We start from the raw sequence: 21984 nt of genomic DNA on the forward strand, positions 1-21984 counted from the left end.
ATTGAATAGGTTGATGAGCCATCAACTTAATGTTGATAATAGCCCTGCACATTCGGCAAAACTTCTAGAGAGAGCGGCATGGATCCATCACATCGAGTACGCGCCATCCTGTCCTTCGTTCAAGCATCGAACACGGGCAGCTTTGCGGCGGCGGGACGCTTGATGGGCGTGACCTCGGCGGCGATAAGCAAGAGCGTCGCGACGCTCGAGAAGTCGCTGGGCGTGCGCTTGCTCAATCGTACGACACGCACGCTCAAGCTCACTGACGAAGGCGCAACATTTCTACGCCAAGCGCGGATCGCACTGGACGCCCTGGATGCGGCAGTCGACACGATTGCGTCTGGACGTGAAGCACCGTACGGGCGTGTTCGTATATCGACGAGCGTGGCGATAGGTCAAGGTCAGCTCATGCCCATCATTCCTGAGCTGCTTTCGCGCCAACCGCGCTTGTCAATTGCACTGGACTTCGATGACCGGGTGGTAGACCTGGTCCGTGACGGCTATGACTTGGCCGTGCGTGGGGGACACATCCGCGACTCTGCGCTTATTTCGCGCCCCGTGTGCCGCCTCAATACCGTCATCGTAGCGTCCCCGGACTACCTCCAGAGGCAGGGCGTTCCACAGACTACCGCGGACCTGGGCCAACACCGGTTGATAGCACGACGCTTCCTGGGCGGGAACGTCGATGCCTGGAGCTTCGTTGCCGATGACGGCAGTGTGACTGTCTTGGACCCCACCGATTCGGCCATCCTGACACTGTCGTCACCGGAAGCGTTGGTAGAGGCCGCGCTCAAGGGCGTCGGCGTCGCGCAGGTCGCGGTTCACCTCGCCTGGGAACACCTGCGCGCGGGAAACCTGAAGGTCGTCATGCACCACCAGCACCATCCAGGCACCTATGAGATGGTGATCCAGTATCCGCATCGTGCCTTGATTGCCCCGCGTGTGCGCGTCGTGGTGGACTATCTGCTTGAAGCATTTGCTGCAGACCCTGCTTTACACGTCCCTTTAGAGTCACTGACCGCATACTCGGCATGACGCCTTACACGCCGCTGGGTGAGGCACTGCAACCCTTATTTGGTTCGCTCTACCAGCACCTTGATCGGGCCAGGCCTGTCGAATATCGACACATCACCCTCGACCTTTCCAAGTAGCACGATGCCCGGCGAGGGGACGCGGCCGCTACGGTAGTAGATGACAAAGTGGTCTGGCCCCCAAAGCCCCAGGGTGCCCACGGAGAAGTCTTGCTGGCGAGCAGCCTGCGGCAGGTCCGCCGGAAGATCACCAGTCTTCTCTTGTCGCAGGTGGTCGCGCATCTCAATCGTAACTGGCAGCTGCTTTAAAAGCGCCCGCGTGGCCGCGTTGTCGCCCAGCGTAGCCGTCACATTGCCCCATTCCGAGCTGATCGATATCTGTTCCTGAGCCAAGGCGGTGCCTGCTGTAAATGTCAGAGCCAGTGTACTGGCAGTTAAAAAAGCACGGAGCATAACGGGTTTCCTTTAGCTGGCATGAATGACTATCTGAACGCCGTGCACTCAGCCTCGCAAAGAGGGGATTCCCCCTCCACTTCGAAGATCAGGTGTAGGCAAGGAGCCGGCCGGCGAAGATCACGCCAGTCCATGAGATCAGTGACACGCTTGCCCCAATACGAGCGGCGATAGGTGTCATGGCGGCATCCATCCACTCACCGACGCGGCGGTAAATACCGCAGTGGAACACCAGGACGTTGAGGCAAGCGAGGAACAACAGGCCGAACTTCCAAGGCGCCGCTCCGGTACCTGCGACAACGGTCGCCTGCGCGCTAAGCAGTACGATGCCCGTAATAACTGCGATGGCAAAACCGATATGGGAAATGGGCAGCAGGCTACGCGCGGCGGTGGTTACGGACACCACGCGGTGCCCTACTCCTAGTAATCGAAGGTCGAAAGTGAAAGCCGGACCGACAAGGAGAGCAATCCCAAGGATGTGACTGGCCTCAAGCACAGGATAGAGAAGCTCGGCACTGCGCACCGTGTCTCCGATCGCAGAGTCCTGCAACAGCTTCAGCAAAAAGTTGAGCAACTCAAACATAGTTCGTCCAATTCCGTTGGGGCGATGGCACAGGGGGCTAAACGCATCCGCATCTGTCGCGCCCCCCTTACTTCGGAAGAGGTGCTCGAACTGGCAGCGTGTTACCGAGCACCTGGTTCACAGGTACTGCGTCCCGGCCGTACCAGAACACGACCGGTCGAAACAGGTTGCTGTCTGTGCGGTTGATATAACCAACCGCTTGGAAACGCTCCCCGATCTTCAAAGGACGATCCAGGCCCCACTTGCCCGACCAAGCCGGAGGCGCGATGATTATCTGCAGCCCTTTGCGGGGACCTTTATACGAGAGAGCCGCATTCACCCGGCTACTGTCCTCGGGATCCTGCAACTCCGTTGGGATCTTTAGGGTAGGCGTGCGGTCGGGCAGGTTACTGTCCAGGGTCACATCGAAGAGCGAGTGCGGATTACCCCACACACCCTCCGAGGAGACGGTCCCCGCAACATACATGAGGTGGTCGGTGTCGAAGCCAGGCCACCCATGGTGCGCGAACGCAGGAAAGGCGGGCAGAAGCGAAGCAGCCGCCAACGCGACAGCACCGAGGGTTACGCGCCGCCGGCGGGGCAATACGGGCTCACGTGCATCAATGCGTTTTCGGTCGGTGTTTGCCATTCTTCATCTCTCCGTTTTCATCGGTTTCCACGTAGTAATACGCGGGATATTAAGGGCTTGGAAATCCGCATGACTAGCTAATGCCCCTTGTGAAAAACATTAGTTTTACTAATCAACAAGGCATTTCAAAATTTCCATCATGATTAAAAGAAATCTCTAAAATCTGCTGTATTTCGTGAAAGTGGCATGGGGGGCAGTTTCACGAGCGCCGCCTCGCTGCAGGCGTGACCAGTCAGTCCTGAGCCAGGCTATCAACGGCCCTGGAGCATGGTCAGAGGGAGCATCTCGGTCAGTCCATCCAAGTTTGATAATCCGCAAGCCGAACTGCATCGGGTCACGGCATTTGAGAAGTGCCCCTCCGTCTCGCGTAAGAGGTCTATCGCCCAGTCACGCGTTTGCTCAGTCTGCCAATGTGGCGTTGTCGATTACGAAGCGATATTTGACGTCGCCCTTGAGCATTCGCTCATAGGACTCATTGATCTCATCGGCTCTTACCAACTCGATGTCGGCGACGATGCCGTGTTCGGCACAGAAGTCGAGCATCTCTTGGGTCTCCGGGATTCCACCGATCATAGAGCCCGCGATCGCGCGACGCTTCATGATGAGATTGAACACATTGGGCGAGGGATGAGATGTAGCCGGAGCGCCAACGAGGCTCATGGTTCCGTCGCGCTTTAGAAGCACGAGCAACGCGTCCAAATCATGAGGCGCTGCGACTGTATTCAGAATGAAATCAAAAGATTTCACATGCGCAGCCATCTCTTGCGCGTTACCCGAAACAACAACCTCATCCGCGCCTAAAGCTTTAGCGGCTTCACGTTTCGACTCGGAAGTAGTAAATGCGACGACGTGTGCGCCCATGGCGTGCGCGATCTTGATGCCCATGTGACCAAGCCCGCCAATACCAACGACCCCTACTTTTTTACCGGGTCCTACGTTCCAGTGCCGAAGCGGGGAGTAAGTGGTGATGCCCGCGCAAAGCAGTGGTGCTACTGCCGCAAGCTGTGATTCAGGATGGCTGATTCGAAGAACGTAGCGCTCATGCACAACGATCTTTTGCGAGTATCCACCCATCGTCCAACCTGGAGCGTCCGGCGTAGGAAAGTTATAGGTCCCGATCATACCGTCGCAGTAATTCTCCAGACCCTCCCCGCAGTCCTCGCAAGTCTTGCAGCTATCGACGATGCAACCCACACCCACCAAGTCACCAACCGCATAGCCGCTGACGTGCTGGCCAATGGCAGAGACGCGACCCACAATTTCGTGCCCTGGAACACAGGGGAACTGAGTCCCTTCCCATTCAGCACGCACCTGGTGCAGGTCAGAATGGCAAATGCCGCAGAACGCGATGTCGATCTGGATATCGTGAGCGCCAGGTGCTCGCCGTGAAATTTCTAATGGTTCGAGAGATTTGTCGCCTGCATAGGCGCCATACGCGCTGACTTGCATTACCAACTCCTTCATCAAATTTAAGGCCGCACTTACAACATGCTTCTCTGCAGCCCATTGCCCACTCTCAGGATGTCGGCCATCACCGACATCGCTATTTCGGCTGGGGTTTTACTCCCGAGCCTTAGTCCTATCGGCGCATGGATACGTCCGATATCGCCTTCCGTGAGGCCGCCGATCCGCCGAAGTCTCTCCATTCGCTTAGTGCTCGTTCTTGCTGACCCCATCGCCCCGATATAAAAAGCATTTGTGCGCACCGACTCCATTAGCGTTAGATCATCGAGCCGTGGATCATGTGTCAAAGCCACTACTGCGGTGGACGCATGACATCCCCCTTGAGCGATGAATAAGGCCGGAAGGACCTCTTGCACTTTTGCTTGAGGAATAAGACGAGACGTCGCCGAAAGCTGCTCTGGACGGGGATCGCAGACGATTACTTCGAAACCAAGCGCTATCGCAAATTGCGCACAGAACTCAGCTACAGGAGAGACTCCCGCAACGATCAGCCGCTTGGCCGGACCGATCTGAATGTCCACTTTTGCAGGGGACTGCACCACACGCGGACCATTGATCTCGCACCGTTCAACTCTGCAACCGTGTTCACCTAAGGGAACGGTGCGGTTCAACATGCCGTGTCCCAAAAGCGCCTTTTCCAACATCTCGAAATGCATTACGGCCAGCTCTTCTGCCGCGAAATGTTCGACTAATACGTCGAGTACCCCACCACACGGCAATGCAAGCGTAGGTGGCAGCCCTCCATCGCCATAGCGCACCACCCGGTTGCACATAGCGAATTGCCCAGCGGCTAGGCGCTCAAGGAAATCCTCCTCAACACATCCGCCTGACAGAGATCCGCAACACTCACCTGTCGTCAAGGCCACAAGCATCGAGCCAGGCCCCCTTGGCGCTGAACCAAAGGTAGCAAGTACGGTGCATAGCCATACGGACTGCCCCTCTTTCAGCCAAGCGAGCGCCTGCTGAATGACTTGTAGATCCAGGTGTTTCATACGGCGCGCCCAACCTTCTGCGAGTCATTCATTGGGTCACAGGAGCACATCCAATAAATGCGTATGTCAGGGATAGAGTTGCTCACTACCAAGCACTCTCTCTCACGTAGGGATACCATCCATCAACTTGTCGAGCGTTATCGGAAGATTGCGTACCCGCTTACCCGTGGCGTGGTAGACGGCATTGGCTACGGCCGCGGCCAAACCAGTGATGCCGATTTCGCCAATACCCCGAGCGCCGAACTCATTGAGGTGAAGGTCCGGATAGTCCAGCAGGATGACGTCGATCTCAGGTTGGTCGGCGTGCACCGGCACTACGTATTCAGCGAAGTTGTTGTTCACGGGCAAGCCGTTTCGGGCATCGAACTCAGCGGCCTCAAACAGCGACATGCCTATGCCCATGACAATTGCGCCCTCGACCTGATTACGCGCGGCCAGTGGATTGACCACCTTGCCGACGTCGATTGCGCTGACAACGCGTGCAACCCGCAAGCGAGAGATACCCGGATCCCAACGCACTTCCACAAAGTGTGCGCCGAAAGAGCGAAAAGAATATTTTGAAACGTCCGCCCCTGGGCTGTGATGTTCTCCTTCAGCCTTGGATAGGCGCTGGCCCTTCAACACCTCAGCGTATGAAACACGCTTGCCGTTCAAGGCCAAATGGCCGCCCTCGGCGATGAGACTTTCTGGAGCTGCTTCGGGAAATGGACCGCGTTGGTTGACTGCGTACACTCGCAACGTACGCAGGGCCTCGCGACTAGCTTCAGCAACTGCGGGCATGACGCTGGCAGTCGCCCATGAGCCCCCTGAAAGCGGTCCGGCCGGGAACGCCGAACTGCCCAGTTCGACTTCGATGCGATCAATAGGAAGACCGGTGATATCCGCCACAGTCTGCGCAACTATGGTGTAGGTACCGGTGCCGATATCCTGCACGGCGCACTGAGCCAGCGCTGTTCCGTCCGCACGTAAGATGACGCGGGCGTCGGCAGGTAGTCGAAAGGCTTCCCAATTACAGGCACCCACACCGTAACCAATTATCTCGTCACCATCGCGCATTGAGCCTACCTCGGCGCTGCGCTTATCCCATCCGAACCGCTCAGCACCGCGTGCCAAAGCTTCGGGAAGGTGGTTGCTCGACCAAGGCAGGTTGCTGCTCTCGTCCCTAGTCGCTAAGTTTCGGAGCCTGAACGCAAGCGGGTCAAAACCCACGGCCAAGGCCATCTCATCTATTGCGGACTCCAATGCGAACAGACCAGGCGCAGCACCGGGTGCCCGCATCGAGGTGGGGGTGCCACGGTTGACCTGAATGGACTTCTCGGTAGTGGTTACATTGGCACAGGAGTACAGGCTCTTGGTAACACCGCCACAGTTCTCAAAATAGTCGTCAGTCATCGACGTCGTGTTGATCGTTTCATGCCGAATGGAGACCAGCCTGCCATCGGCATTAGTAGCCAATCGCATGTGCTGCTGGGTCTCCGGGCGATGACCAACCGTCGTGAACATTTGAGGGCGCGGAACAACCAATTGCACCGGCCGGCCGAGTTGACGGGAGGCCGCACATGCTGCAATTGAATGAGGCCAAGGGAAGAGCTTGCTGCCAAAGCCCGAGCCAATGAAAGGCGCGCTCACTTCCACCTTGTCGATAGAAAGGTCGAACACGTTAGCCAGCACATTGCGATGATTTACCACACCCTGCGTTGATTCGAACACATGCAAGCGGCCGTTTTGCCAGTAAGCGGTAGTCGCATGCATCTCCATCGGATTGTGCGTTTCGTTTGGCGTTGTGTAGGTCACGTCGATTTGATGAGCGCCCCCCGCAAAGGCACGCTCAGCGTCACCTCGGGAGTGCCCGCGCCCACCGACTTTGGGCTCTCGAGCTTGAAGCGCTGCATCCATCGCCGACACAGCGACGCTCGCCTCGTAGTCGACATGGACTCGGTAAGCCGCAGCCCTGGCTTGTTCAAAGCTTTGCGCGACCACCAGCGCAACGAACTGCCCTGGATAGCTCACTACGTCATCTTCGAACGGCATCCGTCGCTCGTCCTGAACGCAGATCTTTGCCGTGTCGGTGGTGAAAGGAACCTTCGGAATTCGATGTAAATCCGTGACATTGCCGTGGTGCAGCACAGCGAGGACACCAGGCATACGCTTAGCTTCTTGGTCGTGAATGGCAACAACTCGCCCACTCGCGATCGTGCTGTAAACCCCGTAAGCGTAAGCCAAGCCTTCCATTGGATGGTCAGCTGCGTAACGAGCTATACCCGTAACCTTCTTGCGACCGTCGATGCGGCGCTGTGCAATGCCTATTGTCTTATCGCTCACGGTGATCTCCCTAAGCCAAGAGGTTTCGAAGGTTGCGGACGACTGCTTGCTGACCCAGGGGGATCTTGAACGCATTTTGCGAGTAAGCGTGGGCGTCTTCAAAAGCGATGGCTGCGGCCCGCTTGAACAACTCTTCGGAAGCTCTGTTACCAACCAAGGCCTCTTCCACGGCCTTTACCCTCCAGGGTTTGGTGGCGACACCTCCCATAGCTATGCGAACGTCGCGAATACGTTGTCCTTCGAGCGCAACGATCACGGCACTTGATGCCAGCGCAAACTGGTAAGACGTGCGATCTCGCAGCTTGAGATATCCTGAACGCCCACCTTCTATCGGGGCATCCAATGTGATGTGAGTGATGAGCTCATTTTGCTCCAGCGCGTGCTCCTGCCAGGGAGTCTTACCCGGCAGCAGATGGAAGTCCGCGAAGTCGATCTCCCGAGTACCATCCCTACCTTGCACCGTGATCCGAGCACCGATAGCAGCCATAGCTACGCACATATCCGAAGGATGCGTGGCGATACAGGAATCGCTGGTTCCTAGTACCGCATGAACGCTCCGATTATGGCCGCCGATGGCACCGCACCCGCTGCCCGGAGTGCGCTTATTGCAAGGGGAAATACCATCCCTGAAGTAATTGCACCGCACGCGTTGCATCAGGTTTCCAGCAGTAGTTGCCTTGTTGCGCAGTTGCGTAGAGGCCCCAGCGAGAAGTGCCTGAGAGAGAACCAGATAGTGCTGACGAATATCGGCATGCTGCGCAAGCTGGGTATTGGTCACCAACGCGCCGATGCGAAGTCTGCCATCGCTGAGGCGCTCGATCTGCTTTAGAGGTAGACGGTTGATGTCCACAACATCCGTGGGTTTCATGACGTCCAGCTTGACCAGGTCAAGGAGCGTGGTACCGCCGGCGAGGTACGACCTGCCCGGGTTAACCGTACGCCCAATGGCCTGTAAGGCGTTATCTGGACGGCTATAGTCGAATGTACGCATCAGCTGACCCTCCCCATTTTCAAACGAGCAGACTGGATCGCGGACACGATGTTTTTATACGCGCCACATCGACAGATATTCCCGCTCATGGCTTCTCTGACACTGGCATCGTCGGTACCAACATTCGGATCATTTATGATCGCAATCGCGCTCATCATCTGGCCGGACGTGCAGTAGCCGCACTGGTAGGCGTCGTGATCCCAAAATGCTTCCTGGATCGGGTGCAGCTCGTCGCCATGCGATAAACCTTCGACAGTCAGGATCTCATCACCATCATGCTGGACGGCTACCGAAAGACAGGAATTGATGGCCACGCCATTAACCAATAGCGTGCAAGCACCGCATTGCCCCTGATCACAACCCTTCTTGGTTCCAGTCAGCTTCAAACGGTCTCTCAGTACATCTAGCAGGATCGCGTTGACCGGTACGTTGAGAACATGCTTTTTACCGTTAACCAACAGCTGGATTCGCCGCTCACCGATTGCAGGAGCTTCGTCATCTTGGATCGCTTTTGCCAAATCACCGGCCTGGGCAACGGCGTTTGGAATCCAGGTGGAAACTGTCGCTGCGGCAACGCTGGATGCGCCGAATTTCAGGAAACTTCTTCGTGAAGGCGTCACCACGTCTGCCACTGAAGATCGCTTGGCGTGTTCGTCGTCCCGATGCTTGTCATCGCTGCTCATGGCTTCGTCCTAATCAGGTTGGTCAGCGGCCAATTTCGAAAGGCCTACCTAGTCAATGGCTTTCAAAGCTTTCTCTCCGAGGCTTACAACGTCACTAAGCCCAGGCGTCCTGCCACCTCAACAAGAGCACTCAGCCACGAATGCGGCTGCCGTTGCCCACGATGAGTGCGCCTAGCATCAATAGGACTGCTGCGCCTATGAACGTGGCGGCTATAGAGCCGTGGTCCAGCAGGAACCCACCCAATGCACCACCCGACATGATCGAGAGCTGAATGGCCGCCACCAGGAGCCCGCCACCACTCTCTGGGTCATCGCCTATTCCTTTGCTGAGCCAGGTTGACCAGGCCACAGGGATCGCTGCGTTCAGTCCACCCCAGCAAATCATGGCAACTGCCACCCCAGGCTTGAGATGCCCGAGAACAAGCAACCCAAGCGTTACAGCAGCCAAGAGAAAAGGCAGATAGCGTAGGAGTGCATAGAGCCGGTCATTGACTAGAGCCGTGGAGGCATAAGTGCCAGCGAACCCAGCGACTCCCAACCCAAGCAAAAATAGAGACAACTGCGGGGTCGTCGCTTGGGTATAGGTCTCTAAAAATGGGCGCATGTAGGTGAAGGCGCAAAAGGCACCGGCGAAGGTCAGCATCACGCCGATCATTGCAAAAGCCACATTTCGACGTTTGAGCAAGCCAAACAAAGTGCGTACTGAGGTAGTAGCCTTGGGTGGCATGGGAGGGAGGCTGATCCACTGCCAGGCTAGATTAAGAATCACGAGCGGCACCAGCCCCCAGAACACCCCTCTCCAGCCAATGACGCCGCCCAAGTAGCTGCCAATGGGAGCTGCGAACGCAGTCGCAATAGCATTACCTGTATAAATGATACCCAACGCCTTGGGTACCACGTTGGACGGCACTAAACGCATAACGGTCGCGGTCGCCAGCGCCCAGAACCCGCCGATGGAGATGCCGAGGATCGCGCGGGCAATCATCAATAGGGCAAAGCTCGGGGCCTCGGCGATCAGTATCAAGGAGGCCAGCATCAGCGCTGTTAGTCCGATCAAGACGTAGCGGCGATCTATCCGCCCGACTATGGCCGAAATGAAAAGACTCGTGATGACGGCGAATAATCCCGACACAGAGATCGCCTGCCCGGCCATGCCTTGCGTAGCACCAAGGTCCGAAGCAATCGGTGTTAGCAAACTGACAGGCATGAATTCAGACGCGATCAGCATCGCTACACACATAGCGAGGGAGCCAACGGCGCTCCACACATTTCGATCAGGTGCGGCAATTCCAAGTTCAGCGGTCTGCATCTACGTCCTCCACATTGTTCCGGCTCAAGACGCCTCATAGCTCAATGAACACAAGTCATCAGCGTTGGTCTTGGTGGATTTAGTGAGATCAAGGTACATGCGCAATAACGGGGCGTATATTGGGGTACATGTGATGCGGTGATGAGTGAAGCTCAGCAATAAGGTGATGCGACGAGTAACAAGCGCCAGCATGGCGTCTATCCCAATGGCGCGATTTCTCGAATCATGTCGATAAGAAGACGAAGTCCCAGCGGTTGCTGGCGATAGCTGGAATAGTAGATGTGGAACCCGGGGCTTACGCTCGCCCAATCCTCAAGAACCAGCTGTAGCGACCCGTCTTTCAGGTACGGCGCGAGTACCGGCTCAGCGGCATATATCAACCCTGCGCTCTCGCAAGCCAAGGCTAACGCAATTCGGGTTTCATCGAGGATGACACCACCAAAAACGGACACAGCCAGCCGCTCGCCGTCTTTTTCGAATTCCCAGTCATAGACTTTGCCGGTCCCGATCTTGAATTTCATACATTGATGACGCTTGAGGTCCTCGGGATGCTCGGGCGTACCCCATTTACGCAAATACTCGGCTGTGCCGGCGACAACCCACCTGATGTCCGGAGAAAGACGATGCGCAATCATCCCCTCTGGTACAGTCGCGCCAAATCTCATCCCTGCGTCAAACCCACCTTCCACAACGTCCACCATTGTGTTCGAAATCGAAATATCGATTTCGATATCCGGGTAGCGCTCACCAAACACTGGCAGAACAGGCGCCAACAAGAGAAGCGCGGCATCGCTGAAAATGTTCAGTCGTATTCGGCCTGCTGGCTCGTCCCTGTAGCGGTTGATGACGTCCATGGCCTGGTCAATTCGGTCAATAGGGTCATTGATCAGCTCTAGCAGTTCTTGCCCAGCTGCGGTAAGCGTCACGTTACGTGTCGTCCGGTTAAGCAGCCGCACACCAAGTCTGGCCTCCAACGCCTTGATGGCGTGACTCAACGCGGATGCGCTGATACCTACCTCCAGACCTGCACGACTGAAGCTCAGATGCCGGCCAACGGCTAGGAAATACATAAAGTCGGCAAGGTTAGCGCGAGTGAGCTGCATCAATTTACCTACGTAGAAATCATCCCGAAAATTTCCCGGCATTGGACCTGGTTTAGCCTTGAGCGTCGCCTTTGGTCAGTATACGCATGAGCATCATCCTCTTTAAGTGAGCGTAGCTCATCATAGAAATGCGATTTGCGCATGAATGGAAATCTACTAGGAAAGTGACTACCTATGGCTCTGGCCGCTATTACTGAGCCTTCCTCAGCGCAGCATGTTGCTGAAGCCGGGTAACTATTCAACTGTCCATTAAGTACCCTTCTACTGCAAAGCCCAAGGCTTCTAAATAGACACGTTTCGGAATCAAGCCTTACACGCAGATTGAGAGTTGATTGCGCCGCCTTGATCAACCTTGAAGGATCTATGTCGACTCAAATAAAACCTCACGCTGCCTCCACACACCAATCCACGGAATCGCTGCCCATAGCCCCGTTGTTAGCGCTGGCGATGACGGGATTCCTTTGCATCGTGACAGAGACGCTCCCGGCAGGTTTGCTCCCCGGCATCGTGCAGGACCTGAAAGTGTCGCCATCGCAAGCTGGCCAAATGGTGACGGCTTACGCTGCCGGCTCGCTAATTGCCGCAATTCCGTTATCCATTGCAACCCAGAGGTGGAGACGCCGCTCAGTGCTATTGGCCACAATCATAGGGTTCCTGTTATTCAACTCGATTACCGCTATTTCCCCTTCGTTCATCGTCACCTTGATAGCACGGTTTTTGGCAGGTGCAGCAGCTGGATTAGGCTGGAGCCTAATCGGCGGCTATGCGAGGAGACTGGTCAAGCCTGAGCTTCAGGGCCGTGCGCTTGCAATTGCCATGGCAGGAACGCCTCTAGCGCTATCTTTAGGAGTTCCCTTGGGTACTTGGTTGGGCAACAACCTTGGCTGGCGCGCGACTTTCGGTACCCTCTCCGGCCTTTCAGTAGCGCTAATCGTTTGGTCGTTACTCAAAGTACCCAACTATCCCGGGCATTCCAGTGGCAAGCGGATGGGGGTATTGGACGCACTCAGCAAGCCGGGGGTGAAGCCAATCATGGGCGTCATCCTCGCATGGATGCTGGCTCATAATATCCTCTACACCTACATCGCTCCCTTTGTCTCGGCCTCTGACTTGTCGGGCCGAGTTGACAAAATTCTATTCGGCTTCGGCGCATCAGCACTGATAGGTATCTGGGCGATCAGCCGAGTGGTCGACAACCATTTGCGCGTTGCGGTGCTTGTCTGCCTGATCGGCTTCCTGGCTGTCTCGATCATGCTCGGCCTCGCTCGGAGCACGCCTTCGATTATTTACGCCGCAGTGGTGCTATGGGGACTTACTTTCGGCGGTGCTGCGACCCTGCTCCAAACTGCATTAGCAAAGGCAGCCGGACCGGCCGCGGACGTGGCCCAATCCATCAGCGTCGTGGTGTGGAACACCGCTATTGCCGGAGGCGGTGTGCTTGGCGGAATCATATTGCATTCGCTGGGCGTAGCTGCTTTTCCATGGGTGCTCCTGGTTCTCATTTCAATGGCGTTATGCGCGGCCTATTTCTCTTCCACACACGCCTTTCCAAAAGCACACAACAACACGGTCGCCAGCCAACAAAATACGCCGGTTGACCGGTGCCCCGACCAAGCAGGATGAATATCATGTCCAGACAAAACGATGCCTCGCGCGGTGCCGCTAAAAGCGCGGAGGATTGGGCGCTTGCGTCAGGCCTAACGGCTAGCTTGATAGCCAGCAATGAAGCGCATAGCGAACAAAATAGGAATGCCGCCGGCGCTAGTGAACTATCGACAGCGACCAAGGGGGCTCTGTACGTCGCGATGAGGGCGCCGCAGGGAACGATAGAATTTAAACTCGACGACAACAAATCATCGCGGGATTTCGCTTCAATGCTGCCGTTGGAGGCGACATTGGAAGACTACGCCTCGACCGAGAAGATCTCGTACCTACCGCGAAAACTGATTATCCAAGATGCGCCAGACGGTTATACGCCTCGTGAAGGCGACATGGCCTACTACGCGCCTTGGGGAAATTTTGCGATTTTCCATAAAGACTTCACTTACTCGATAGGCTTAGTGAAGCTCGGCACACTCCTTTCAGGAATGGACATATTGCGTAAAAAAGGGCCTGTGCAGGTGAAGATGGAATTGGTACGCAAAAATTAAGGGGCTTCAGCACCCCGATACTAAGTACTGTCTCTATCGCGCACTTGTGATTATTGAGCATTCCTCACATGGGCATGAGGGTCTAGCCACATAGAGATGATGCGGGTAAAGATTTAAAATAATGGCTCTTGCCCGCAGGATCTCATGATGACCATCGACTCGGTGAATACTCTTGAAATACGCAGCTTTGACGTACTAGATGCTGGATTCCAAGGCGTGTTACAGGCACACGTCGAGCGCTTAAAGGGTGCACCCGGGTGCCTTGGCTATGCGCTAAACGCAGCAGCTACAGGCGCAACAACCTGGATCATCTGTGGATATTGGGAGAGCGAATCTCAAATGAACGCTCATCTCTGTAGCCAGGAAGTGACGCAGCTCGTGAATCTGCTGATCGAGGCCGGTACCAGTCTCTGCTTTACTTGCTTCAAACCAAATTCTTGAACCCTGTGTGAACGGAACGCTTTACCACTGCGGTGGTAGGTAAACGGGATGACTCTAGTGAGGATCATGCTCCCATGCTCGTAGCGGCGGGCGACGACATTGGTTGAAGAAAAGACTATGAATTTATCATTATCTATTCTAAGCGCTATTACAAGAACGTCCCTAACGCTACAAGGCTATGCTGCATTCTCCGACGAGATTCTACGGCAAGCAAATAACTAGGATCGTAAGATCTTAAACCTGAAAAATATTAATTGGACAAATTATGAACGCCATAAAGATTGTCTGCACCTCAGTCTTTCTTCTGAGCCTGGCAGCCTGCACAACTAATCCTGTACCTCTGGCTGCTGGGCAATCCAAGGTAACCCTAAAAGCACAGCCAGGGGATGAAATGATCGCCAGACGTCTAGATGAAGTGCCTTCTGAGAATTTTGGGCACTTTGTCATAAGTGCTGGGGAACACACAATGGAAATAGGAATCGTCAAAAAGGGCTATCAAGAAAGCCATCGTACTTGCCTTGCGAAGCTCAGTTACAAGTATTTTCAAGCCAATAAAAGCTATGACCTAGTTGAGAGAAGTAGCCGTGGTGGGGGTGTGACGTTGACGCTTATTGAGAACAACGTTGGCACGATTAAAGAAACCGACAACGTTGCTTGTCTGTAATAGTTTTTTGCTGCATCACCATGGCTCGTGGTGAGACGTGCTCGCCGTGGGTGACGTCGCGCACCTGTAGCTTTGTTAAATCGCAAGCACGAAGCTGACTGTCGATGGCCAGATCGAAGACAGCTAGATCCCGAGTTCCTTTTGCATTTTAATGCGTTACGCGGATGGCCCGAATATCCCACAGTCGTAACGGAAGTTTCTGCTCGACCAATTTTCCTTTGCTCCAAAGCTCACGGCTGCCTGCAGCGATGATTTTCGTGGCGGTCCCCCACGTATGGATGTTCACAGCTCTCGAGTCACTGGGTCCATGGAAGGGCACCTCATTAAACAGTCTTACATTCAAGCCCGCACTTCTAATCGCACATGGATTGAGATCGAAGATGTCCATCAAGCGTATATCTCAAGCGCTTACTATGCAAACCGGATAGACGTTGAAGAGCTAGAGCGCATTGCAATTCAAAAAAAATCGAAGCGAGAAGATCTTGTATGTCCCTTCGGCACGCCCATGCGGTCCAATGTAGTGCAATTCATGCGGAAGGAGCGGGATAACCGAGTCGCTCGTGCGGCATTCGAGGGTGCGCTGACGGCTCCCGAGCGAGAAGCGTACAAAAGTCTTAAGGTGGGTACAGATTTGAAGGATCGAGCCGCAAAGCGCTCTAAGCGCCCGTCTTTAGCAAAGCCAACAAATGATGATTTGATGAATGCGTTCAGCGATTTTTTTGATGACAAAGATAAGATTTAGTAAGCGCTTAATATTTAACATGCATAAGGTCATTTACATTTCGCACCGGACCGCCTACCGCAAGCACACTATCAAGCAAGCTTGCAAAGCTGCCATACACAATTGCAATGACATAAATGATGTACTCGCTATACTTGAGATCGGGTCGGTAATTGTTGCCTGTTTCGGCTATTCTCTTGGACATATCAAGCCGGTGCTTGAGTGCATTTTTTTTGGTCTCTGAAATTAGCCCACAGTCTGACTGTCTGTTAATTTCAGCAGCAATATGTTCTGTAACAAATTCCAGATCAACTGTGAGCTTCGACTCGCCAATCTCAGTGAATATCTCGGAAAGTACTAGCTGCCATCCATCATAATTTATCTTGGATTCACACTGGTGAATATAGCGTCCGCCACATCCTTTCCATAGCAGATCATGACCATATGCATAGCCGTGAATATTGATGTCCTTAGCACATATAGGGCATTTTCTTAGTAGAAGTGTGTTGTGCTTCGAACATACTTTTACGTATCTATGATCACGCCTCCAATAGGGGAAGCCAAGCTGGACGATATCGTCTTTCACACATTGAACACAGATTCCTGGAAGTTGATGCTCCGTTATGAACCGCACTCCACGTGACTGATAATCCGATCGGGCGTAGCTTTTTTGATTTGAGCCCGGGAAAACCGCCACTTGGGAATAGCTTGTGTGATCGTGGAGCAGACGATTGAAACCGTACGTGTCGCCCCTTCCCAGTACCTCTGCGATGAGTTGAATACTGGATCCCCGCATATCGTACGTGGAGATTTTTCTGAACCTGATTGATTCCGGTGATTCAGGGTCCAGAAAGAAATGCCTTTCTAAAAATGAGCGTAGGCATTCGTGCGGTTGGATGGTTAAGAGCATAGGGGAGCACCTAGGACTTCTTCAAGGCCCGGAGAGCCGAGATGACGCAGACCGCTTGGAGGCCCTAACGGCTCCAAGCGAGACCGTTTTTAATATTTAGAGACAGACTTTAATCTTCACGATCACCCCGGCTACGCTAAGACGGCTACTTACTCCACAGTAACGGACTTCGCCAAGTTACGCGGCTGATCCACATCAGTCCCCTTCAACACCGCCACGTAGTACGACAGCAACTGCAGCGGAATGGTGTAGAGGATCGGCGCCAGCGCATCCAGGATGTGCGGCATGGCAATCACGTGGGTGCCCGGGGCGTCGCGGAATTCGGCCTGGGCGTCGGCGAACACGATCAGCTCGCCACCGCGGGCGCGGACTTCCTGCAGGTTGGACTTGAGCTTTTCCAGCAGCTCGTTGTTTGGTGCCACGGTGACGATCGGCATGTCCTTGTCCACCAGCGCCAACGGGCCGTGCTTGAGCTCGCCAGCCGGGTAGGCTTCGGCGTGGATGTAGGAAATCTCCTTGAGCTTCAATGCTCCTTCCATCGCTACCGGGAACTGCGCGCCACGGCCCAGGAACAGGGTGTGGTGCTTCTCGGCGAACAACTCGGCCACTTGTTCCACGGTGCTGTCCATGGCCAGGGCTTCGCCCAGGCGAGTCGGCAGGCGGCGCAGCTCTTCCACCAGCTCGGCTTCGACACCGGCTTCCAAGGTGCCACGCACCTGGCCCAGGGACAGGGTCAGCAGCATCAGGGCAACCAACTGAGTGGTGAAGGCCTTGGTCGACGCCACGCCGATTTCCGGACCGGCCTGGGTCAGCAGGGTCAGGTCGGACTCACGCACCAGCGAGCTGATACCCACGTTGCAAATCGCCAGGCTGCCGAGGAAGCCCAGCTCCTTGGCGTTGCGCAGCGCTGCCAGGGTGTCGGCGGTTTCGCCCGACTGGGAGATGGAGACAAACAGGGTGTCCGGCTGGACCACCACGCGGCGGTAGCGGAACTCGCTGGCCACTTCCACCTGGCAAGGGATGCCGGCCAGGCCTTCGAGCCAGTACCGGGCAACCATGCCGGCGTGGTAGCTGGTACCGCAGGCTACGATCTGTACGTTACGCACTTTGGCGAACAACTCGGCCGCTTGTGGCCCGAACGCCTGAACCAATACCTGGGCCTGGCCCAGACGGCCCTCCAGGGTGCGCTGTACTACCTTGGGCTGCTCATGGATTTCCTTGAGCATGAAGTGGCGGAACTCGCCCTTGTCGGCGGCTTCGGCGCCTTCGTGGTATTGCACGGTCTCGCGCTGGACCTGCTGGCCTTCGCTGTTCCAGATGCGCACGCTCTCGCGAGTGATCTCGGCGATGTCACCTTCTTCCAGGTACATGAAGCGGTCGGTGACCTGACGCAGGGCCAGTTGGTCGGAGGCCAGGAAGTTCTCGCCCAGGCCCAGGCCGATCACCAGCGGGCTGCCGCTGCGGGCTGCCACCAGGCGGTCTGGCTGTTTCGCGCTGATCGCCGACAAGCCGTAGGCGCCATGCAGTTCCTTGACCGTGGCCTTGAGGGCGTCGGCCAGGTCCGGGATGGTCTTGAGGTGGTGGTGCAACAGGTGGGCGATGACTTCGGTATCGGTGTCGGAGGTGAACACATAGCCCAGGCCTTTCAGGCGGTCGCGCAGCACTTCGTGGTTTTCGATGATGCCGTTGTGCACCACCGCCACTTCTTCACCCGAGAAATGCGGGTGCGCGTTGGCTTCGGTCGGCGCGCCGTGGGTAGCCCAGCGAACGTGGGCAATACCCAGTTGGCCGGCCAGCGGGTCGGCAGTCAGGGCTTTTTCCAGCTCGCTGACCTTGCCCACGCGGCGGCGGCGCTGCAGCGAACCGGTGTTGGTGAACAGGGCCACGCCGGCACTGTCGTAGCCACGGTACTCAAGGCGCTTCAGGCCTTCGAGCAGGATGGCGGTGATATTACGCTCGGCGATGGCGCCAACGATTCCACACATGGGTTGTTCTCCTAGCTTGCGGCGGCGCAGATGAGGTTGATACCGCGGGCCTGAATCTGTTCGCGTGCCTCTGATGGCAGGCGATCATCGGTAATAAGGGTGTGGACACTGCTCCAGGGCAGTTCCAGGTTGGGGATCTTGCGGCCTACCTTGTCGGACTCCACCATCACGATCACTTCACGGGCGACGTCCGCCATTACCCGGCTCAAGCCAAGCAGTTCATTGAAGGTGGTGGTGCCACGCTCCAGGTCGATGCCGTCGGCGCCGATGAACAGCTGGTCGAAATCGTAGGAACGCAGCACCTGCTCGGCGACCTGGCCCTGGAAGGATTCCGAGTGCGGGTCCCAAGTGCCGCCGGTCATCAACAGCACCGGCTCGTGCTCCAGTTCGCTGAGGGCATTGGCCACGTGCAACGAGTTGGTCATCACCACCAGGCCGGGCTGGTGGCCAAGCTCGGGGATCATGGCGGCGGTGGTGCTGCCGCTGTCGATGATGATGCGCGCATGCTCGCGAATCTTGTCCACAGCCGCGCGGGCGATAGCCTGCTTGTGGATAGAAACACTTTGGGCACTCTCGCTCATCATTTCCTGCGGCACCGGCACTGCCCCACCGTAGCGGCGCAACAGCAACCCATTGGTTTCCAGGGCGGCAAGGTCCTTGCGAATGGTGACTTCGGAAGTTTCGAAGCGACGGGCCAAGGCGTCGACGCTCACCTCGCCCTGTTCATTGAGCAAGGCAAGAATGTTGTGGCGGCGCTGGGGCGTGTTGCGTTTCGACATGGCGACTTTTAAGTTTCGATTCGAAAGATAACGGAAGCAATCAAAACCTATCGGCGGGTTTTCGTCAAGTGAACAGTGGTTCAGGCTGACAGCGGGTGGTTCATCTTGAGTTATCCACAAAGCAGAGAGCCGCTGCCGTTGGCGGCATGACCCAACTCGACCCAAAAATCTCCTCCCCGTGCAGCGAACTTGGGAAACGTCCTACTTACGGTTGGTGAGGACGGGTCTACCGTAGACACCCTGCCTATTACCGCCGTCCCGCCATGGTGGAAGAGAATGATCCAATACCATTCTTGTACACCAGCGGGGCCTTTTACAGGGGAGCAGTTGGCTGGTTCCTGGACCGTGGCCAACGTCAAAGGAAAAGAGGAACACAATGAGTGATGGATATTTCATTGGCCGCGGTGACAAGACCAGTTGTGGTGGTGAGGTGCTGGACGGTGACGACCGGATTAACATGTTTGGCCTGCTGCATGCCCGTGAAGGTGACCGGGCGTCTTGCGGTGCGAACGGCGGCACCTACCGGATTGTGGGGGGCGTTTCCTTCATGGGTAGTCATGGCAAGCTTGTGGCGGGCACGCTGGACAGTTTCCAGTCGATCTTCAAAATTTTCCTCCTTCCCTGAAACGCCTATTGAAGATAAAACTGACGATATACATAGTCACCTGCACCTGGATGGTGATTACCTTCATAGTCATCGAATTGCGTTAACCTCCAACCTTTGGGCCAAGCTTATCCACATTCCCCGGATATCCACTCACCATCCAAGATCGGCGTGAGAAACAGGCACCGTTTAAAGCTCAAGCGGCACCTGCCCCCACGCCTCACCAAGCGAACGCCCAGCCCGGCTGTGGATAACTCAGCCTTTCTTGATTTTCACCGGCCGCTTCCAGCCATCAATATTGCGTTGGCGCGCACGCCCTACCGCGAGTTGAGCTTCCGCTACATCCTGGGTAATGGTCGAACCCGCCGCAGTGGTGGCACCAGCCTTGATATCCACAGGCGCCACCAAAGAGTTGTTGGTGCCGATGAACGCATCCTCGCCAATGACGGTGCGCCACTTGTTGGCACCGTCGTAGTTGCAGGTGATCACGCCCGCACCAATGTTGCTGCGTGCACCAATGTCGGCATCGCCCAGGTAGGCCAGGTGGCCAGCCTTGGCGCCCTCGCCCATATGGGCGTTCTTCAATTCTACAAAGTTACCCACATGGGCGCCCTGGTCCATCACGGTACCCGGGCGCAGGCGCGCGAACGGGCCGGCGTCGCTGCCCTCGCCCATCACGGCGCCTTCCAAGTGGGTATTGGCCTTGAGCACCACGCCTTTGCGCAGCGTACTGTCCTTGATGTAGCAGTTCGGCCCGATGACCACGTCGTCCTCGATGACCACCTTGCCCTCGAGAATGACGTTGACGTCGATCAGCACGTCGCGACCCACGGTCACTTCGCCGCGCACGTCGAAACGCGCCGGGTCGCGCAGGGTCACGCCCTGAGCCATGAGTCGGCGGGCTTCGCGCAGTTGGTAGTGACGCTCCAGTTCGGACAGTTGGCGACGATCGTTGGCGCCCTGCACTTCCATGGCGTCCAGCGGTTGCTCGGTGGCCACTACCAGGCCATCGCCCACTGCCATGGCAATTACGTCGGTGAGGTAGTACTCGCCCTGGGCGTTGTTGTTGGACAGGCGTCCCAGCCACTCGGCCAGGCGCTTGCTCGGTACTGCCAGGATACCGGTGTTGCCTTCCTTGATGGCGCGCTGGGCATCGCTGGCGTCCTTGTGCTCGACGATAGCGCTGACCTTGCCGGCCGCATCACGCACGATGCGGCCGTAACCTGCAGGATCGGCCAGGTTCACGGTCAACAACCCCAGTTGTTCCGGGGTTACCAGTGCCAGCAGGCGATGCAGGGTTTCCACTTCGATCAGCGGCACGTCACCGTAGAGGATCAGCACCGTCTCGGCGGTGATGGCCGGCACGGCCTGGGCCACGGCGTGGCCAGTGCCCAGTTGCTGGTCCTGCAGGACAAAGTTCAGGTCCGCCGCGGCCAGCCGTTCACGCACCAGTTCTGCACCGTGGCCAACGACCACGTGAATGCCCTGGGGGGCGAGTTGCCGTGCGCTGTGGATAACATGACCGAGCATGGAGTTGCCCGCCACCGGGTGCAGCACCTTGGGGATGGCAGAGCGCATGCGGGTGCCCTGGCCTGCGGCAAGAATGACGATATCGAGAGACATTGAGTGGCTACCAATCCGGGCTGGTCGGCGAGTGCGACCGAAAGATGAAAAGCGGAAAAAGAAAAAGGGTAGCCGAGGCTACCCTTTTTCTCAATCGCTCAGAAGTTGCAGCTTATTTGCCGAACTTCTTGCGGATCTGCTGCACGGTACGCAGCTGCGCAGTGGCCTCGGCCAGGCGTGCAGCTGCAGCGCCGTAGTCGAAGTCCGCGCCTTGCTCGTTCAGGGCCTTCTCGGCAGCCTTGACGGCTTGCTGAGCGGAGGCTTCATCCAGGTCGGCAGCGCGCTGCACGGTGTCGGCCAAAACCTTCACCATGTTGGGCTGAACCTCGAGGAAACCACCGGAGATGTAGAACACCTCCTCGTCTCCACCCTGCTTGATCAAGCGGATAGGACCTGGCTTCAGATTAGTGAGCAACGGTGCGTGGCCCAGGGCAACGCCCAGGTCACCCAGTTCACCGTGTGCAATCACCATCTCGACCAGGCCGGAGAAGATTTCCCCTTCCGCGCTGACGATATCGCAATGGACTGTCATAGCCATCTGCTTGCCT

22 protein-coding genes and 1 pseudogene are annotated in these 21984 nt (G+C 56.3%); 7 read left to right on the plus strand and 16 right to left on the minus strand.

The annotated features are described in order from the left end of the window. Positions 1 to 78: 78 nt before the first annotated feature. Complete coding sequence (locus PMM47T1_RS06735; RefSeq protein ID WP_008367037.1) at positions 79 to 1035, plus strand: LysR family transcriptional regulator; 957 nt, start codon at positions 79 to 81, stop codon at positions 1033 to 1035. A 35-nt stretch (positions 1036 to 1070) separates the two neighbouring features. Here PMM47T1_RS06735 and PMM47T1_RS06740 read toward each other — a convergent pair whose 3' ends face one another. The 10 genes from PMM47T1_RS06740 to PMM47T1_RS06785 all read right to left on the minus strand — a co-directional run bounded on the left by PMM47T1_RS06740 (position 1071) and on the right by PMM47T1_RS06785 (position 11559). Then, positions 1071 to 1484, minus strand: coding sequence for a cyclophilin-like fold protein (locus PMM47T1_RS06740; protein WP_008367039.1), 414 nt, complete (start codon positions 1482 to 1484; stop codon positions 1071 to 1073). 88 nt (positions 1485 to 1572) lie between these two features. Then, positions 1573 to 2067 carry a hypothetical protein gene (locus PMM47T1_RS06745; protein ID WP_008367041.1) on the minus strand — a complete coding sequence of 165 codons (495 nt, stop codon included), beginning with the start codon at positions 2065 to 2067 and terminating at the stop codon, positions 1573 to 1575. A gap of 67 nt (positions 2068 to 2134) precedes the next feature. Then, a complete protein-coding gene (locus tag PMM47T1_RS06750) occupies positions 2135 to 2695 on the minus strand; it encodes a hypothetical protein (RefSeq protein WP_008367043.1) in 561 nt (186 codons plus the stop codon). Positions 2696 to 3094: 399 nt separating this feature from the next. Beyond that, complete coding sequence (locus tag PMM47T1_RS06755) at positions 3095 to 4144, minus strand: NAD(P)-dependent alcohol dehydrogenase (protein WP_008367044.1); 1050 nt, start codon at positions 4142 to 4144, stop codon at positions 3095 to 3097. 32 nt (positions 4145 to 4176) lie between these two features. Next, the gene (locus tag PMM47T1_RS06760; protein ID WP_008367045.1) at positions 4177 to 5151 is read right to left on the minus strand and encodes an XdhC family protein; all 975 of its coding nucleotides are present in this window, start codon (positions 5149 to 5151) and stop codon (positions 4177 to 4179) included. A 102-nt stretch (positions 5152 to 5253) separates the two neighbouring features. Next, the gene (locus tag PMM47T1_RS06765; RefSeq protein WP_043300810.1) at positions 5254 to 7473 is read right to left on the minus strand and encodes a xanthine dehydrogenase family protein molybdopterin-binding subunit; all 2220 of its coding nucleotides are present in this window, start codon (positions 7471 to 7473) and stop codon (positions 5254 to 5256) included. Between the two features lie 10 nt (positions 7474 to 7483). Then, positions 7484 to 8464: an FAD binding domain-containing protein gene (locus PMM47T1_RS06770; RefSeq protein WP_008367051.1), complete on the minus strand. Its 981-nt coding sequence runs from the start codon at positions 8462 to 8464 to the stop codon at positions 7484 to 7486. Then, positions 8464 to 9147, minus strand: coding sequence for a (2Fe-2S)-binding protein (locus PMM47T1_RS06775; RefSeq protein ID WP_008367052.1), 684 nt, complete (start codon positions 9145 to 9147; stop codon positions 8464 to 8466). The genes PMM47T1_RS06770 and PMM47T1_RS06775 overlap by 1 nt, the downstream gene beginning before the upstream one ends. Positions 9148 to 9277: 130 nt before the next feature. Next, the gene (locus tag PMM47T1_RS06780) at positions 9278 to 10456 is read right to left on the minus strand and encodes an MFS transporter (RefSeq protein ID WP_008367054.1); all 1179 of its coding nucleotides are present in this window, start codon (positions 10454 to 10456) and stop codon (positions 9278 to 9280) included. A gap of 197 nt (positions 10457 to 10653) precedes the next feature. Further along, positions 10654 to 11559 carry a LysR family transcriptional regulator gene (locus PMM47T1_RS06785; RefSeq protein WP_043300834.1) on the minus strand — a complete coding sequence of 302 codons (906 nt, stop codon included), beginning with the start codon at positions 11557 to 11559 and terminating at the stop codon, positions 10654 to 10656. A 363-nt stretch (positions 11560 to 11922) separates the two neighbouring features. On the opposite strand from PMM47T1_RS06785, the gene PMM47T1_RS06790 reads away from it, so the two are divergent. From PMM47T1_RS06790 to PMM47T1_RS28920, 4 genes are all read left to right on the plus strand, one after another. Beyond that, complete coding sequence (locus PMM47T1_RS06790) at positions 11923 to 13182, plus strand: MFS transporter (protein ID WP_008367059.1); 1260 nt, start codon at positions 11923 to 11925, stop codon at positions 13180 to 13182. A gap of 5 nt (positions 13183 to 13187) precedes the next feature. Further along, a complete protein-coding gene (locus tag PMM47T1_RS06795; protein ID WP_008367061.1) occupies positions 13188 to 13709 on the plus strand; it encodes a cyclophilin-like fold protein in 522 nt (173 codons plus the stop codon). Between the two features lie 144 nt (positions 13710 to 13853). Further along, entirely contained in the window at positions 13854 to 14150 is a 297-nt protein-coding gene (locus PMM47T1_RS28915) for an antibiotic biosynthesis monooxygenase family protein (protein ID WP_081492621.1), read from the plus strand. A 265-nt stretch (positions 14151 to 14415) separates the two neighbouring features. Continuing rightward, positions 14416 to 14814 (plus strand): hypothetical protein, encoded by a 399-nt coding sequence (locus PMM47T1_RS28920; protein WP_238536602.1) that lies wholly within the window; start codon positions 14416 to 14418, stop codon positions 14812 to 14814. 1 nt (position 14815) lies between these two features. Here PMM47T1_RS28920 and PMM47T1_RS30075 read toward each other — a convergent pair. Beyond that, a pseudogene (locus tag PMM47T1_RS30075) lies at positions 14816 to 15067 on the minus strand (integrase); the annotation flags it as partial. A gap of 54 nt (positions 15068 to 15121) precedes the next feature. On the opposite strand from PMM47T1_RS30075, the gene PMM47T1_RS28600 reads away from it, so the two are divergent. Further along, a complete protein-coding gene (locus tag PMM47T1_RS28600) occupies positions 15122 to 15556 on the plus strand; it encodes a hypothetical protein (RefSeq protein ID WP_008367064.1) in 435 nt (144 codons plus the stop codon). A gap of 7 nt (positions 15557 to 15563) precedes the next feature. On the opposite strand, the gene PMM47T1_RS29700 is transcribed toward PMM47T1_RS28600, so the two are convergent. The 3 genes from PMM47T1_RS29700 to PMM47T1_RS06810 form a co-directional block, all read right to left on the minus strand. After that, entirely contained in the window at positions 15564 to 16121 is a 558-nt protein-coding gene (locus tag PMM47T1_RS29700; RefSeq protein WP_157212961.1) for a hypothetical protein, read from the minus strand. A gap of 473 nt (positions 16122 to 16594) precedes the next feature. Next, positions 16595 to 18430 carry a glutamine--fructose-6-phosphate transaminase (isomerizing) gene (gene glmS, locus PMM47T1_RS06805; protein ID WP_008367067.1) on the minus strand — a complete coding sequence of 612 codons (1836 nt, stop codon included), beginning with the start codon at positions 18428 to 18430 and terminating at the stop codon, positions 16595 to 16597. An 11-nt stretch (positions 18431 to 18441) separates the two neighbouring features. Next, positions 18442 to 19209: a DeoR/GlpR family DNA-binding transcription regulator gene (locus PMM47T1_RS06810; RefSeq protein ID WP_008367070.1), complete on the minus strand. Its 768-nt coding sequence runs from the start codon at positions 19207 to 19209 to the stop codon at positions 18442 to 18444. A 376-nt stretch (positions 19210 to 19585) separates the two neighbouring features. Between PMM47T1_RS06810 and PMM47T1_RS06815 the strand changes: the two genes are divergently transcribed. After that, entirely contained in the window at positions 19586 to 19834 is a 249-nt protein-coding gene (locus PMM47T1_RS06815; RefSeq protein ID WP_008367072.1) for a PAAR domain-containing protein, read from the plus strand. A 234-nt stretch (positions 19835 to 20068) separates the two neighbouring features. Here PMM47T1_RS06815 and glmU read toward each other — a convergent pair whose 3' ends face one another. Then, the gene (gene glmU / locus PMM47T1_RS06820) at positions 20069 to 21436 is read right to left on the minus strand and encodes a bifunctional UDP-N-acetylglucosamine diphosphorylase/glucosamine-1-phosphate N-acetyltransferase GlmU (protein ID WP_008367073.1); all 1368 of its coding nucleotides are present in this window, start codon (positions 21434 to 21436) and stop codon (positions 20069 to 20071) included. 112 nt (positions 21437 to 21548) lie between these two features. Beyond that, positions 21549 to 21974 carry a F0F1 ATP synthase subunit epsilon gene (locus PMM47T1_RS06825; protein WP_008367075.1) on the minus strand — a complete coding sequence of 142 codons (426 nt, stop codon included), beginning with the start codon at positions 21972 to 21974 and terminating at the stop codon, positions 21549 to 21551. Between the last annotated feature and the right edge of the window lie 10 nt (positions 21975 to 21984).

Origin of the sequence: Pseudomonas sp. M47T1, from assembly GCF_000263855.1 — a bacterium.
GTDB lineage: Bacteria > Pseudomonadota > Gammaproteobacteria > Pseudomonadales > Pseudomonadaceae > Aquipseudomonas.

What these genes read in the sequence shown, in the direction of transcription:
- PMM47T1_RS06795 (WP_008367061.1), top strand. Translation starts at nt 13,188, where the DNA reads ATGTCCAGACAAAACGATGCCTCGCGCGGTGCCGCTAAAAGCGCGGAG.
- PMM47T1_RS06750 (WP_008367043.1), bottom strand. Translation starts at nt 2,695, where the DNA reads ATGGCAAACACCGACCGAAAACGCATTGATGCACGTGAGCCCGTATTG.
- PMM47T1_RS06825 (WP_008367075.1), bottom strand. Translation starts at nt 21,974, where the DNA reads ATGGCTATGACAGTCCATTGCGATATCGTCAGCGCGGAAGGGGAAATC.
- PMM47T1_RS06810 (WP_008367070.1), bottom strand. Translation starts at nt 19,209, where the DNA reads ATGTCGAAACGCAACACGCCCCAGCGCCGCCACAACATTCTTGCCTTG.
- PMM47T1_RS28920 (WP_238536602.1), top strand. Translation starts at nt 14,416, where the DNA reads ATGAACGCCATAAAGATTGTCTGCACCTCAGTCTTTCTTCTGAGCCTG.
- PMM47T1_RS06775 (WP_008367052.1), bottom strand. Translation starts at nt 9,147, where the DNA reads ATGAGCAGCGATGACAAGCATCGGGACGACGAACACGCCAAGCGATCT.
- PMM47T1_RS06790 (WP_008367059.1), top strand. Translation starts at nt 11,923, where the DNA reads ATGTCGACTCAAATAAAACCTCACGCTGCCTCCACACACCAATCCACG.
- PMM47T1_RS06780 (WP_008367054.1), bottom strand. Translation starts at nt 10,456, where the DNA reads ATGCAGACCGCTGAACTTGGAATTGCCGCACCTGATCGAAATGTGTGG.
- glmS (WP_008367067.1), bottom strand. Translation starts at nt 18,430, where the DNA reads ATGTGTGGAATCGTTGGCGCCATCGCCGAGCGTAATATCACCGCCATC.
- PMM47T1_RS06815 (WP_008367072.1), top strand. Translation starts at nt 19,586, where the DNA reads ATGAGTGATGGATATTTCATTGGCCGCGGTGACAAGACCAGTTGTGGT.
- PMM47T1_RS06755 (WP_008367044.1), bottom strand. Translation starts at nt 4,144, where the DNA reads ATGCAAGTCAGCGCGTATGGCGCCTATGCAGGCGACAAATCTCTCGAA.
- PMM47T1_RS28915 (WP_081492621.1), top strand. Translation starts at nt 13,854, where the DNA reads ATGATGACCATCGACTCGGTGAATACTCTTGAAATACGCAGCTTTGAC.
- PMM47T1_RS06760 (WP_008367045.1), bottom strand. Translation starts at nt 5,151, where the DNA reads ATGAAACACCTGGATCTACAAGTCATTCAGCAGGCGCTCGCTTGGCTG.
- glmU (WP_008367073.1), bottom strand. Translation starts at nt 21,436, where the DNA reads ATGTCTCTCGATATCGTCATTCTTGCCGCAGGCCAGGGCACCCGCATG.
- PMM47T1_RS06785 (WP_043300834.1), bottom strand. Translation starts at nt 11,559, where the DNA reads ATGCAGCTCACTCGCGCTAACCTTGCCGACTTTATGTATTTCCTAGCC.
- PMM47T1_RS28600 (WP_008367064.1), top strand. Translation starts at nt 15,122, where the DNA reads ATGGAAGGGCACCTCATTAAACAGTCTTACATTCAAGCCCGCACTTCT.
- PMM47T1_RS06770 (WP_008367051.1), bottom strand. Translation starts at nt 8,464, where the DNA reads ATGCGTACATTCGACTATAGCCGTCCAGATAACGCCTTACAGGCCATT.
- PMM47T1_RS06745 (WP_008367041.1), bottom strand. Translation starts at nt 2,067, where the DNA reads ATGTTTGAGTTGCTCAACTTTTTGCTGAAGCTGTTGCAGGACTCTGCG.
- PMM47T1_RS06740 (WP_008367039.1), bottom strand. Translation starts at nt 1,484, where the DNA reads ATGCTCCGTGCTTTTTTAACTGCCAGTACACTGGCTCTGACATTTACA.
- PMM47T1_RS06735 (WP_008367037.1), top strand. Translation starts at nt 79, where the DNA reads ATGGATCCATCACATCGAGTACGCGCCATCCTGTCCTTCGTTCAAGCA.